This is a genomic window from Pseudomonas fluorescens (assembly GCF_900636825.1).
In the GTDB taxonomy this organism is placed as follows: Bacteria; Pseudomonadota; Gammaproteobacteria; order Pseudomonadales; family Pseudomonadaceae; genus Aquipseudomonas; species Aquipseudomonas fluorescens_BG.
Genome location: NZ_LR134318.1, coordinates 5862020 through 5875922, shown reverse-complemented (window position 1 = coordinate 5875922; position 13903 = coordinate 5862020). Strand labels below are relative to the sequence as shown.

Genomic DNA, 13903 nt, shown 5'->3' with positions numbered 1-13903 from the left:
TCATGAAACCAAGCAATGCGCGCTGGCTCGACGAGTTGTGGGTCAATGCTCAACAACTCAAGCAGCAGCACCTCGACGTGCTGGTCGATGCCACCAGCCTCGACTACCCGTTATTGCAACAGCTTGCCGAACAGCCCGACGCGGCAAAGCTGGCCAAGCTGTTCGAAAAAACGCCCGAAGTTGCCATCGCCGACTTCGGTCCGCTGCTGCTGCGCGTCGACATCGCCCAACGCGACTGGCTGAAAACCTTCATCAACGCCGTCGACTGCAACAAACATGTCGTCGTTGTATTCAGCCCATGGCAATTCGAAGCGCTCGCCGATCACCTGCGCGGCTTCCTTCAAGCCCAATGGAACCAGGGCCGTTCCGAAGGCGTGCTGCGCTACTACGACCCGCGCATGCTGCTGCCAGTCGCCGAAACCCTGACCCCGGCACAAAGCAACGCCTTCCACGCCGCCGTCATCTCGTGGCACTGGCTCGACCGCGACCAACAACCGCAAAGCCTGCCCGGCAACTATGTCCGCCACGCCCAGATACCCGCCGCCGGCCCGGTAATGTTCGATCACCCGCAAGTGGCCAACTTGCTCGCGTGGACAGAAGCAGATGCCTACCGCGTCGATCGCTGCGCAGTGCCACAGAACTATGGCTTGAGTCGTAACGAGAGTTTGATTCGGCATTTGTATCGCAGCCAGTTAGCGGCGAATCAGAAGGGCTTGAAAGAGCCGGAGGAACGCGAGCCGTTTATTGAACAGTGGTTGGTGGAGAACTCGTCGTTTGTGATCGATGAGCCGCCGAAGGCGTTGATTTGATGAATACGATTGCGCGGGGGGCGGTGCGGAGGGCGATGTCTTCCGGGCTGGTCTGTGTGTGGGTATTGATGGGGGCGGCGGCGATTAGTGGGTGTCGTGGTGGGCCGGAGATGGTGAGTGCGCCGGTTACTGGCTATAACCACACGTCTGCATCAGTTATTCGATTTAGTATCAATGGCGCCGGTGGTCCTCATATTTTGCCCCATCAGGGAGGCGGTGAAGTCTGTTGCGGTCGACTTCCTGTTCAATGGAGTCCCAATCTAAAAGCGGTTGTTGAGTGGGATAAAGATCCACAGCCCTATGCGAAGCTTGAACGTGACCAGCAGGGTCAAATTGCAAAGGATGCTGCTGCTCTTCACTCTGCTGGGTATTCTCATCATTCAACCATCGTTGAAATTCCAAAGTACGCTGAAAGGGTGTGTGCGTTACAAGTTCACTTTCTGCCGTGTGATCAAGTTCGGGTTTCTACCACGTGTTTTACACCCGGTCATCGTAACTATCCCGATAAGGCTTATTTTCAATTAAAGGAGACGTCGGTATGTTCGAAGTTATAATTCGGCATACGGTGCGGCAGGTTCGAAAGGAATTTTCTGATATGCGATTTAAAACGTATATGTACAATAAGCGCAGGACCTGGTTGTCCGAAAGTCCTGTTAATTATCAGGCGAGCATGGAGGGTCAGGTATATGTCTAAGCGTATGGTTTGGGTAAACGACTTGCGGGGTTCGTTGGCGCTTATATCAAAAGTTTTTCTAGGCTGGGATCGTTTTAAGGTTAAAAGTAGATTGGGGTGTTTTCGTCCTAAAAGGATTCGGTTAACCAACGTTTTGTTGTTGATATTTGGTTCGATGAATTTGGCTGCCTGTCAGGCGCAGTCCGAGATGTTAGGCACTCCCATTTCAGGCTATAACCACACGTCCAGTAACATTAATCGATTCACAGTGAATGGAGGCGGCGGGCCTAACATTGGCCCGCATCAAGGTGGTCTGAGCTCTCAGACTTGCTGTACCACCTTGCCTCGTACATGGACTCCGGGATTGAAAGCTGTTGTTGAGTGGGAAAGCGATCCGGCCCCTCGCGCGGCCATTAAACGTGATAAGTACGGCCAGATTGAGTCTGATGCTTATACCCGTCATGCCGCTAATTACACGCATCATAAAGAAATTGTCGATGTTCCTAAGTATGGCGAAAAGTTTTGCGCAATACAGGTGCATTTTCTACCTTGCGATAAAGTCCGTGTTTCTACCACCTGCTACACCCCGGAGCATCCTGACTATCCGGACCATGCTTATTTCAATGCGAAGGAGTCCGCCAAATGTCCGACTTTTTGAATTCGGGAGCCACTTCAAAACCTGCTGGCGCACTAGTGGCCCCTAGTTTTCCTTTGACTCGCCGGTTGCCAAGGGAGCCGAGTCAGTTGACGGAAAATATAAAACTGCAAAAGCGTGATGAGGTCGCGTTTGGAAATCAGCAACGAAAGTTATTACAGGCGAAAGGTGATATTCAGAGCGGCCCACCTTGCAGTAAGACCCTGCATATCACCCTTGCTTTCGATGGTACCAACAACAATGACCAGGCCGATGGTTCTTCCACTCCGTCGTCGCGCAGCAATATCGCTCGGATGTTCCATGCCAGTGTCGGCGACTCCAGCGACGCGCAAGCGCAAGGATATTTTCGTTACTACAGCCCAGGGGTAGGTACCGTTTTTCCTGACATACTCGAATTTACGCCAAGCGATGGTGGTTTGATGTTCGCGAGCGGGGGTGAGAACCGGATTAACTGGGGGCTCACTCGAATGCTGGACGCATTAAAGCTGACATTGGAGTCTACTGCCCTTGCTGTGCCTGATATGCGGCGACTGATAGGTGCAATGTCCACCGGGCTGGTGACTGCGATCACGGGTGGACTCTTGGAAAATGGAGAAAAAAACCGTGAAGCAGCAATGCGACCAGAGATTCAGAAATTCGAGGAAGCGTTAAAAAAGCGCGTTGATGAGGAAGTTAAACCTCACATTCTCGCTATGCGATTGTATGTTTATGGTTTTTCCCGTGGCGCAGCACAGGCTCGGACATTTGCTAATTGGCTGCAAACCTTAACTCGTTGCACTGGCGCTGATGGCCAGACCGAGTACCGCTTTGCCGGACTGCCAATATCTATCGAATTTCTCGGCATCTGTGACACGGTAGCGGCTGTAGGTATGGCAGATAGCATGCCTTTTGCAGCGGGTCATATGGGCTGGGCTGACGATACAATGCGCCTGCCAGATGAGGCAGTAGAAAAATGCATGAGTACCGCACTTCCTGATGATTGCCACTTTTTGAAGCGTTGCGTTCATCTGGTATCAGCACACGAACAGCGCGCCAGCTTCCCCTTAGACTCAATCAGGCGTAGGCCCAAAAACGCTGCTGGCCAACGGGATGACACTCAGGCGTCAAGTTATCGGAGTGGAACGGAAGAATATCTCTACCCTGGGGTGCACTCAGATGTGGGCGGGGGCTATCCACCTGGAAGTCAGGGCAAAGCCCTACCGGGTACTGACCACGTGCTATCGCAAATACCGCTGCATCATCTTTATGCAGAAGCTTTCAAGGCAGGTGCACCTTTGCAGGTACCTGAGCCGGCAAGCCAGCCAGATGTTCACGAAGACTGGCGTGTGATGGCCCCAGAAACGGAAATCGAATTCAAGGTTTCAGACGAGCTGATCAAACGTTTCAATGCATGGCAGTCTCAAGTCAAAGGCGGCACTCTCGATGAAATGATCAAGCGTGAGCAGGCGCTCATTACGGGCTGGCGTATTGATCGTTATGCCGGTGGCTTAGCACAACGTGGTTTCTTTGCAAATGTCGACAAGGATATGCCGGCGGCCCAGCAGGATGCCTGGAGTGCGATCTATAAGCGTCGCTCCGCTGAATCTGCTGCCGCTGCCCAAGGGCAACCGCTGCCCACTTACACTGAGGCGCAGGAAAAAGAATATCAATTAAATGTCCAGATTGTGGGGGGCCAGGAAAAGGTCGACAGCATTCGTCTGGAGAAAGCTTTCGATCCACCCCTCGATCGAGTTCAGCTCTTGGGTGCGGCTGCTGAGTTCCGTCATGACTACCTGAAGGAATGGGGAATCCTGGATGACTGGAAAATCGGCAGCACGATCGTCGATATGTTGGTTGGCGGCACTGTCTACGCTATCAACGAGGAAGATGAAGCCGAGGAGTACAACTACCTGTACGACAATGGCACGGCGCGTTACAAGGAAATGTTCAGCGGGCCAAACAAAGTGCGTCAGGGTCAAGAAGAATTGGTTGCACTGTTTGATGATCAGGTTCATGACTCTCGCGCATGGTTTATGAATACATCTGGCTTAGGGCCACGCGAACCTTTCACAGATTACTTCCGCATACGTCTGGTGCATTTCGATAATGAGTCAAACAAACAGCTGTCTTTGGTTGCCACAGCTGGGCGTGTTATCGGCATCGGCGTCGCGGTAGCCAGTATCGGTTTGAGCATAAAAAAACGCGATCCGCGTATGTTGCTGGCACTTCCTCTGATGAACGCCGCTCGACCAATACTGACCGGGAAAGGCCTACCAGAAATCAGCGCATTCGACCCGCTTACCGGTATCGCGATTCCGATGGCAAGCAATCTGGATGCTCTGAGGTCGTTCACCAAGACGCCGGGCGATATGGTCGCCAAAGTCGCCGCCTTGCCTCCGCTTAAACCGTTGAGCGAAGCCACTGCCAACACCGCGGCACTACAGAAAATCCTGGTTGCCCATCAAGCGGTGGAAGCAGCCGAAGCTGCGCGCAAGAAGGACTTCGGTTCATTGGCCGGTATGGTGGCGGAAGCCGCTAATGATGAAGAAAAGCCCGGTGGCTGGATGGACTTGGTGGCCGAGCAGGCCGGCAATCTGAAGGTGTCGGAGAAGAAGGTGTAATCGTAATAGGTGAACAGCGGGAAATGGGGACAGACCACGGTTTTAGTAATTACCCGAAAAACGTGGTCTGTCCCCTTTTCTCTCGCCTTCGAGTGGGGATGTTGACGATGCATTGCATAGATGGAGCTAAAGCGTGAAAGGATTTTCGGTTCTTCTCGGCAGCTTGATATTGGCTGCCGCGTCCATGGCATTCGCTGCCGATCCAGCCTTCAAGGATTACACCGTCACGCCAGTTTTCAACGGGCCCAACCATAAACTGGTGCCGCAAGAGAACAGCAGTCCAATGATGGATCAGGCACGGGTGCAAGCCCCGCAAGGCAAGGTCAACTTCGCCGGCCATTACATCCTGCACAGGCTCGGTTGTGGCGGCAGCGCCATTTGCGGCGAAGTGCTGGACGCCCAGACCGGTGAAGTGGTTGGAGGTCTGCCGAATGCTTACGACGGCAGCACGTTTGGCATGGTTTACCAGCCCGATAGTCGTTTGGTCATCGTCTCCGGCATCACGCTCGACGGCGAAGAAGATGCGCAGGGGAATGCGTTGGAAAGTGGTAACCGGGATCGTTACTACGAGTTTGTGAACAATGAATTTCGACTGCTGAGCATGACCGACGTGGAATCGTCGCCGATGGATGAGGAGTGAGCGGATGAATCATCTTCTCGCGGGCACCCTTAAGCGGATGATGATTGTCATGAGCCTGTCAGCTTCAGCCAATGCCTTGTCTGAAAATATTCAGATCGTGGGGGTTGGCGGGCACTTAGTGACGCTGAAGGACAAGACATGGGGCAGGCCTGCTGCGGAGTCGGCGGTCGCCTCGTTTACCGCCAATGGAAAAACGTTTCCCCTCTATGTACCCGCGGTGGGTACTGAAACGCATGAGGCTTGGTTAAGTCCCGACAAGAAAACATTGCTCCTCCTTCAGACTTTGTATGGCGTTGTCATTGGCCAGGAGGGTGAAGAAATCCCGACAGAGGAAACTGGTTGCGGGGTCATTTCGATGGAGACCGGTTGCGTGCTCAGTCAGCCTGCAGCCAGGTTTTGCTACGGCAAGTGGGAGGGCAATCGGTGGATTTCCGGAGAAGAGGATGCGCCTGACCTCGTCATGCAGACGCCGTCTCCAAAGGACTTATTGAAGCAGGTCTCAAATATTGAGAAGCCGCAATCTCGCGTGGAAGAACTCGCATTCAATCTTCGCACTATAAGTCCAGAGTCCTATATGGCTTGTCACCCACCGGCGCGCAATGTTCAAGCTTTCAACGACTTGGCTTTCTACTTGGCCGAGGGCGGTAACGATGAGCTGGCGCTGAAGTTTTATCGCGGCGTTGAGTCCGTTGGTAAGCGCACGGTACTGATGTTGAACATAGCCGACTCGCTCTGGCGCCATGATCGGAAAGGCGAAGCGCAGCGCTATTACAGCCAATACCGCGACGGGATGAGCGCCGACGGCAAGGCGCAGAAAATACCTCAACGCGTAATTGAGCGATCAGCCATTCAGGAAATGAAAAATTGAACATGTTTGCACGTTTTATCGCGTTGTCCTTTGGGTGTCTGTTTGTCTCCTTCGCGATGGCCGAGGACGACTGCAAAGAAATCACCGTTAGCGCCCAGGTTGATCGGTGTGTGGAGGCAGCCCTCAAGGAAGCCGACACGCAACTCAATGCCAGCTACAAGAAACTGCTGGGACGGTTTGAGGCTCAACAGCGGCGCGACCCTGAGCAGGGTAAGGCGCTGGTCGCCATGGCCAGAGAATCTCAGCGCGCCTGGATCAAGCTACGCGACACCACGTGCCCGCTTGAAGCCACGGAAATCGAGCCTGGGGTGGCAGCGCATGTCACGACGATCAGCAACTGCATGGCCAGAATAAGTCTGGAGCGTGCGGCCTACCTGGACACAATCGTCGCTGATGAGCCGGGTAATGTAGTCGATCTCAACAAGGTGTACCTGTCCGGCTCTCAGCGCTTCGGCGATGTCGTGGCACGTTATGTCAGCACCTTTGGCAGCCCATGCCTGACGGTCCAGATACTGGCGCCCAACGGCGGTTGGAGAGTGCTGTCCTCCGAGCGGTTTTGCAGTTTCGAGGGCAAGGCATTTTGGACGGACTATGCCGATGCCGGGTTTGAGGATCATGCGTTTGCCGATGATGGATTGCACGTGACGCTAAGGTTGACGGAGCTTCGTGGGCTCGGAGAGAAGCGCCTCGCTTGTGTGATTCCGATCAAGAACGAGCAAATCAAAGAGCTGAAGTGCGACGCGGTTGAGCCTGGGGCATAACAGGCCCGAATCGTTTGCTGATACCCATGAAACCGCTAAAGGAATGTTCGGTTTGAAATTTTCGTCTGCATTGTTTTCCGCGTTGCTCGTTATCGTTCCTCTGGCGGCTCATAGCGAGGTCACGACCGAGGTTTTTTGCTTCCGCTCCTACGAAGGCAAGCCCATAAATTTTGAATTCAGAACCTATTACGATTCTGTCGCCAAATGGAGCGGTGCTGGCGTCAAGTACAGCAAGTCGAAAAAGGCTATTGGGCTGGTTCACCGCAACACTGAGCAAGAAGAGCTTGCGTATGGTCGCCCCTATCAGTACACGACGACTTGGGTTGAAGTGGTTGATGGCGCTCTGTCAGGTGAGTATCAGATGGTCACTCAGGGTGGCCGTGTTGATGCGATGACGTATACAAATTACAAATCTGCAAAGAAGTATTCGTTTGAAAATGATTACAACGTGGATTCGAAGCCTGAAACAGGTTGCCAGTGGTGAGACAGGGAATACTCACGTTGGGGGGCTTAACGCCCCTTTTTTCATATTCAATCAGGCTCTTGAATCATCAGCGGGGAGGCGAGTTGAAAAGATTAGCTTTGGTCGCGTTATTGCTGTGCTCTTTCTCTGTGGCTGCGGGGCCAATGTTCCCGTCCCTTAAGTCCTGCATGGACGCGGGCAGCGGCTGTGCGTTGGCGTTGAAAGAAAACCTTCTGGTGGACGCAAAATCCGGGCAACGTCTCTCCGACGAGGCGGAATCGGCCGGAGCAATGAGTGGTTTCTGGCTGTATCGAGATGGCGAGCGTTACATTCTGGAGAACGAAAACTACTCCCAGGCAAAGACGCGTCGTTGGCTGGTTTTTACTTACAACGGCGGAAAAGTAGTACTCGACGGCGCCTATATTTTCTCGACAGACATTGACCCGAACACCGGACCGTACTGGCACGGCTATGACTGTCGAGGTGATGCCAAGCCGTTCGCAGTGCCAACGAAAGAACCCTTCAGTGAAGTTGCCTTGGAGGCGTTGTGCGGTGGTGCTGAAGGCTGGGTCGTCTCAGGGAAGGATGAAATCGTGCCCGTGTCAGCCAAGGGGCTGGCTGTCAGTGTTCCCGTTTACCACGCTCGCAACCGTGATGGTTCAGCGACTTACCTGTTTACTGAAAGCGATGTTCCGGATCTTTCGAAGCTGGTGTGTTTGTCCAATTGCGCCGATGTCACTCAAATATCAGTACGCGTCTCGCAAGAAACAGCGCCATTGAAGGGCAGGCAGGATGGAACGTTGTGTTCAGATGACGAAGACATTTACTTCAGTTGCCCGTTGGAGGGTGGTAAGACGGTTTCCGTTTGTGCACGGGGAAACAGCAAGCCCACGGCCGGTTTTGTTCAGTACCGTTACGGCGTGCCGAGCAAAATAGAGATGATCTATCCGAAGACGGCTTTGCCACCCAAGGGCAAATTCTTTGTCGTGAACGCTTCTGAAGGCAGCGTGAACTTGAACATCATCAAGTTCAAAAACGGTGCTTATACCTACCTCGTTAATCAAGCCTTTCTGAGTTATCTGACGGTGCTCAAGGACGACAAGGCGGTGTTCCGGCAGTATTGCGGTGAGGGAGGGAATGCCTACATAAACCGGGCGCCGCTCCGGGGGTTGGAAGCGCGCCCAAAAAGCGCAGAGGACTTTCGCTAGTTTTTGTTATCGAGCTTTAGAAAGGGGACTTGGCGTCCACTTTTTTTCATCCGCAAATCCCGCTACGGCTTCGCCGCCGCGCTCTTCACCTCGATATGATCAAGCGTCCCTTCCACCATCAGTCGCACCCCGTCCGCCATTCGGCTCAGCTCCAGTGCCACCGAGCGGCGTGAGCCGTGCAGATCGTCAGCCAGGTCGCAGGCGATGACGCTGATGGACAGCAGGTCTTCGGAGGCGTTGGCCTTGAGGGCTTCGGCGTCGGTGCCGGGGGAGAGTTGAAGAGGCCGGTTTCGCGTTTGAGATGTGGTTCGGTGGGCGGTTTGAAGTGGTGGTCGAGGGCGCGTTCGGCGGCTTCGTGGAATTTCTTTGATTCCAGAGATTCGTAGGGCGATATGTCCGGCGTTTCCGGGGGGTTGGGTGTTGGTTTCTTCATTCGGTCTTACTCCAGTTTCAGGAGCTGGCACCGTTTCGCTCGCACTTCGACAGGGGTGGCAGCTGTGCATAGGTGTGCAAGACCGGTGGAGTCACCCGGCAGACCCGAAGGCCTCCCATACACAGCAGCCATAACGATCCGCGAGCATAGGAAAACGCTCGGCGAATTGCCATAACCAATGTGTACTCCCGCCGGACTTGCACGTCCGTATCGCCGATTTTGCGGCGACATACAAAGCCTATCCCTCACAACCAATCCCGCCTAGTTCACGGACAGCCCGGCACTTCGCAGGAAATTTCCCATGGATTCGCGGGCCGGAAAATCAAAGGATCGCAGGCATCGCCAGCTCCTACAGGGATGTGTCTCACCAGGCGTGGGAAAGGTGAGTGGTGAGAGGCAGAGCGTCTCGGGATGCATTCCCACGCGGAGCGAGGGAACGATCAGTCGGCGAGCGCTGAATCGTGACTTGGCGGTCATCGTGCGGGAAATAGTCAGCATCCTCTTCCAACAGCGTCAGATACTGGCGTTATCGTCCGAATCCCTTACACTGCCCCGGCCGTTCATTTTCCTTTTGAGGCTGTGCGCATGAAATTTCGTTTTCTTCTGTGGATGATGGGTTTGTTGATGGGCAAGGCCAGTCGGACAAATCCTGCGTTCCAGCAGCAGTTGGGTGATAAGGATCTGGTGTTTCAGCTGCAGACGCTGGATGGGAAAGTGGCGCGGCATTTCGTGGTGAAGGATCAGCGCATCACCAGCAAGTCTGGCGTGGTGGCGGAGCCGGCGTTTGCGATTGCGTTTAAAGATGCGGGTTATGGCTTTGCCACGATGCAGGCGAAGAACAAGCAGTTGGCGTTTATGCAGGGGATTCAGGACAAGTCGATTCAGCTCAAGGGTAATCCGGCGCTGGTGATGTGGTTTCAGGGGTTGATGAAATATTTGAAGCCGAGGAAGGCCAAGCCTAAGGCTTGAGCCGAGTCTTGATGAGAAGAGCTTTTGTGGCGAGGGAGCTTGCTCCCGCTGGGCTGCGGAGCGGCCCTGAACCCTGAGGCCTTGTTGTGTCAGGCCTATCTTGTTGGCTGGTTTTGCGACTGCTGCGCAGTCGAGCGGGAGCAAGCTCCCTCGCCACAGGGGTTCAGTACATCCAGGAAACCGAGTTGGGTTCATCGCGGGCAAGCCCGCTCCCACAGGGATTGTGTCGATCTTGTGGGAGTGGGGCTTGCCCGTGATGCGTTTCAGGCCTGGCTGAACTGCGAAGCCAGTTCGCGCAGCAGGACTTCGGCTTCGAGGACTTTGCTGACGACGTCGTTGGCTTTTTCGCGGCTCAGGCCGACGCGGTCGAGCAGGGCGTCGGGGATGTCTTCGTCGGGGCCGGAGCCGATGCCGCGGCTGCGCAGCAGGCGTACGGCCAGGCAGACGAGGTTCGGGTATTCGGCGTAGGCGCCGTCGTAGCTTGGGTCGTGCTGGAAGCGCAGGGCGGTGGCCAGCTCATCGGGCATGTCCCAGTAGCGCATCAGCCACGAGCCGATCTGTTCGCGGCTGATACCGAGCAGGTGTTGCTCGATGTAGCTGTGGCACAGGTGCGGGTTGACCTCCAGGTGACGGCAGATCAGCGAGAAGTGCGGCGGGAACACGTGGGCCAGCAGCAGATAACCGAAGTTATGCAGCAGACCGGCCAGATAGGTCAGGCCGGCTTCCGGGCGCTGGGCGCGCGGCATGGCGCGGGTCAGGCCTTCGATGACGGCGGCGGTGTAGATCGACTGCTGCCAGTAAGGCGTGGTGTGTTGCGGGTGGTCTTTCGGCAGGCTCAGGGTTTTACCGAGAGCCAGGCCCAGCGCGAGGTTGATCACCAGATCGAAACCGAGCACGCGGACGATCGCATCTTCCACCGAACGAATCTTGCCCGGCGAGGCGTAGTACGGCGACGCCGCCCAGCTCACCACTTGTGCAGCCAGTGCCGGGTCGGTTTCGACCACGCCGGTGATGTCGTCGATGGTGGCGTTCGGATCAACGCGTAGCTTGATGATTTTTTGTGCAGTCTCGGCCAGCGGCGGAATCTCGATGGTCGCTTCCAGACGTTGCTGAATGCGCCGCGCGGTGAACGCCTGCACGGCCTGGGTGATTTCCTCGCGGTCATCGTCCGGGCGGTCAAGGTTGGGACGGATGCTGCTCAGGGCTTCGCCGAAGTTGGCGGCGCTGGCCTTGGTCAGCATCGACTTGAAGTCTTCACTGGAGATTTCCAGCAGCACGCCCGGCTCGCCGGAGTTGATCAGCAGCTTCGGCTCGCGCAGCAGGCTTTCTTCATACAGGCACGGCGAACTGGTCAGCGCTGGCAAACCCGGCAGCAGGCTCAGATTGTGTTTGCCGAGCATCTTTTCCAGGCGCTCGGTGGGCACCGCGGTGAGGCGGCGCCCGGTCAGTTCGGCGAGACGATTGAGATCCAGCAACTGGCTCTGCGCAAACAGCACCATCAGCGCGCCCACGGCGTCGTCCAGCAACACGGCTTGCACCTTGCGCGAAGGATTGAGGCCGTGGTGGTCGAGCACTTCTTCGTAGGCGATACCCAGCTTGCCGAGCAACAGCCGAATCACAGACGGTGCGTGCGGGAGTTCGGGGGCGAGAGCTGCGTCAGTCATGGTCTGTATCCGTTTTTGGAACAATGGGCAGGAGTATAACCAGCTTGTTCAGAAGGTTCTGTCAGAAACTGCGACCATGCTCACACTTGGCCGTATTGCTGCCCATGGCGCAACCAGCGGTCGAGCAACGGGCTGACGTGGGTCGGCCAGCGCTCCAGGAGGGCTTGCGCGGCGTCGCGGACGGCGGGTAGTAAATCGGCATCGCGCATGAGGTCGGCAACCTTGAATTGCAGAAGACCAGTCTGGCGAGTGCCAAGCATTTCGCCGGGGCCGCGCAGTTCCAGATCCTTTTCGGCGATGACGAAACCGTCGTTGGTTTCGCGCATGATGCCCAGGCGCTGACGACCGATCTGCGACAGCGGCGGATGATAGAGCAGCACGCAATGACTGGCGGCACTGCCTCGGCCAACGCGGCCGCGCAACTGGTGCAGTTGCGCGAGGCCAAGGCGCTCGGGGTTTTCGATGATCATCAGGCTGGCGTTGGGTACGTCGACGCCGACTTCGATCACTGTGGTGGCGACCAGCAGTTGCAGGTTGCCGGCCTTGAATTCGGCCATCACGGCGGCCTTCTCGACGGGTTTCATGCGTCCGTGAATCAACCCGACTTTCAGTTCGCCGAGGGCGAGCGTGAGGTCTTCAAACGTGGTTTCGGCAGCCTGGCAGGTCAGCTCTTCGGATTCCTCGATCAGCGTGCACACCCAGTAGGCCTGACGGCCTTCGGCGCAAGCGCTGCGCACGCGCTCAATCACTTCGACGCGACGCGTGTCGGTGACCAGTACGGTGTTGACCGGCGTTCGCCCGGGCGGAAGTTCGTCGAGGATCGAGGTGTCGAGGTCGGCGTAGGCACTCATCGCCAGCGTCCGTGGAATCGGCGTGGCGGTCATGATCAGCTGATGCGGGCACATGCGCCCGCCGACGCCTTTCTGCCGCAGCGCCAGGCGTTGCTGCACGCCGAAGCGGTGCTGTTCGTCGATGATCACCAGCGCGAGGTTCTTGAACTGCACTTCGTCCTGAAACAGCGCATGAGTGCCGACCACCATCGGTGTGCCGCTGGCGATTTGTTCCAGCGCGGCAACGCGGTTCTTGCCCTTGAGCTTGCCGGCCAGCCACGCGACCTCGATGCCCAGCGGTTCGAGCCAGCGCTTGAAGGTGATGAAGTGTTGCTCAGCGAGGATCTCGGTCGGCGCCATCAGCGCGACTTGATAACCGGCCTCCAACGCCTGTAACGCAGCGAGTGCGGCGACCACGGTTTTACCCGCGCCAACGTCGCCTTGAATCAGCCGCAGCATCGGTTCGTGCTGGCTGAGGTCGTAGGCGATTTCATTGCCGACGCGCTGTTGGGCACCGGTCGGGTTGAAGCCCAGGTTCTTCAAGTATTTCGGCGGCAGCTTCGTGGCTTTCGGCATGGCTGGCGCGCGTAGCGAACGCATGCTTTCGCGCAGACGTTGTTGCGACAGTTGATGGGTCAGCAGTTCTTCAAAGGCGAGGCGATGCTGGGCCCAGTGATGCCCTAGGGCGAGTTCATCGACGTCGGCATCGGCGGGCGGGTTGTGCAGGTAGCGGATTGCATCGGCCAGAGGCGCCAGTTGATAGTCGCGCGCCAGTTCGGTTGGCAGCCAGTCTGGAAGGGTGTTCGGTTTGAGCAGCGTCAGAGTCTGCATGCACAACTGACGCAGGCGTTGCTGAGTCAGGCCTTCGGTGAGCGGGTAGACCGGGGTCAGGGTTTCGTCCACCGGCGGCGGTTCGTCGCCGGTGATCGCGCGGTATTCCGGATGATAGATCTCCAGACCCGACGCGCCGGGCCGGGCTTCGCCGTAGCAGCGCACCCGCGTGCCGCGCTTGAGGCCTTCTTTCTGCGCATTGCTGAAATGATAAAAGCGCAGACTCAGGCCGCCGGTGCCATCCTGCAAGCGGACGACGAGACTGCGGCGCCGCCCCATGACCACGTCGGCACCGCTCACGGTGCCTTCGACCACGGCGTCTTGTCCCGGCCGCAAATGGCCGATCGGCACCACGCGGGTGCGATCCTGATAGCGTAGCGGCAGGTGGAACAACACGTCCTGAAGATTCTCCAGGCCGACCTTCGCCAGCTTTTCGGCCATGGCTTCGCCGACACCCTTGAGTGCCGTCACCGACACCTGCGACAGCTCAGTCATGACG

At 56.5% G+C, this 13903-nt stretch carries 12 protein-coding genes and 1 pseudogene; 10 read left to right on the top strand and 3 right to left on the bottom strand.

All coding sequences use genetic code 11. The annotated features are described in order from the left end of the window. Positions 1–2: 2 nt before the first annotated feature. From EL257_RS26960 to EL257_RS26920, 9 genes are all read left to right on the top strand, one after another. Positions 3–809 (top strand): DUF4123 domain-containing protein, encoded by an 807-nt coding sequence (locus EL257_RS26960; RefSeq protein WP_126367721.1) that lies wholly within the window; start codon positions 3–5, stop codon positions 807–809. Then, positions 809–1363 (top strand): DUF3304 domain-containing protein, encoded by a 555-nt coding sequence (locus EL257_RS26955; protein ID WP_126367719.1) that lies wholly within the window; start codon positions 809–811, stop codon positions 1361–1363. Before EL257_RS26960 ends, EL257_RS26955 begins: the two co-directional genes overlap by 1 nt. Positions 1364–1657: 294 nt before the next feature. Beyond that, positions 1658–2140 carry a DUF3304 domain-containing protein gene (locus EL257_RS26950; protein ID WP_232013130.1) on the top strand — a complete coding sequence of 161 codons (483 nt, stop codon included), beginning with the start codon at positions 1658–1660 and terminating at the stop codon, positions 2138–2140. Beyond that, positions 2125–4737 (top strand): T6SS phospholipase effector Tle1-like catalytic domain-containing protein, encoded by a 2613-nt coding sequence (locus EL257_RS26945; protein ID WP_126367715.1) that lies wholly within the window; start codon positions 2125–2127, stop codon positions 4735–4737. Before EL257_RS26950 ends, EL257_RS26945 begins: the two co-directional genes overlap by 16 nt. A gap of 184 nt (positions 4738–4921) precedes the next feature. Then, positions 4922–5377, top strand: a complete 456-nt coding sequence (locus tag EL257_RS26940) for a hypothetical protein (RefSeq protein ID WP_126368278.1) — start codon at positions 4922–4924, stop codon at positions 5375–5377. Positions 5378–5381: 4 nt separating this feature from the next. Further along, entirely contained in the window at positions 5382–6245 is an 864-nt protein-coding gene (locus EL257_RS26935) for a tetratricopeptide repeat protein (RefSeq protein ID WP_126367713.1), read from the top strand. A 2-nt stretch (positions 6246–6247) separates the two neighbouring features. Next, the gene (locus tag EL257_RS26930; RefSeq protein ID WP_126368276.1) at positions 6248–7006 is read left to right on the top strand and encodes a lysozyme inhibitor LprI family protein; all 759 of its coding nucleotides are present in this window, start codon (positions 6248–6250) and stop codon (positions 7004–7006) included. A 43-nt stretch (positions 7007–7049) separates the two neighbouring features. Continuing rightward, the gene (locus tag EL257_RS26925) at positions 7050–7490 is read left to right on the top strand and encodes a hypothetical protein (protein ID WP_172604588.1); all 441 of its coding nucleotides are present in this window, start codon (positions 7050–7052) and stop codon (positions 7488–7490) included. Positions 7491–7657: 167 nt separating this feature from the next. Beyond that, positions 7658–8677 (top strand): hypothetical protein, encoded by a 1020-nt coding sequence (locus tag EL257_RS26920; RefSeq protein WP_232013050.1) that lies wholly within the window; start codon positions 7658–7660, stop codon positions 8675–8677. Between the two features lie 62 nt (positions 8678–8739). Here EL257_RS26920 and EL257_RS28170 read toward each other — a convergent pair. Next, positions 8740–9110: pseudogene (locus tag EL257_RS28170) on the bottom strand (DUF6124 family protein). Between the two features lie 585 nt (positions 9111–9695). Here EL257_RS28170 and EL257_RS26910 point away from each other — a divergent pair. Then, on the top strand, positions 9696–10079 hold the full coding sequence (locus EL257_RS26910) for a helicase (RefSeq protein ID WP_039757355.1): 384 nt from the start codon (positions 9696–9698) through the stop codon (positions 10077–10079). 263 nt (positions 10080–10342) lie between these two features. Here the strand turns inward: EL257_RS26910 and EL257_RS26905 are convergent, their stop codons facing one another. Further along, positions 10343–11743, bottom strand: coding sequence for an aminoacyl-tRNA deacylase and HDOD domain-containing protein (locus EL257_RS26905; protein ID WP_126367709.1), 1401 nt, complete (start codon positions 11741–11743; stop codon positions 10343–10345). Between the two features lie 80 nt (positions 11744–11823). Next, positions 11824–13899, bottom strand: a complete 2076-nt coding sequence (recG, locus tag EL257_RS26900) for an ATP-dependent DNA helicase RecG (protein ID WP_126367708.1) — start codon at positions 13897–13899, stop codon at positions 11824–11826. Positions 13900–13903: the final 4 nt, after the last annotated feature.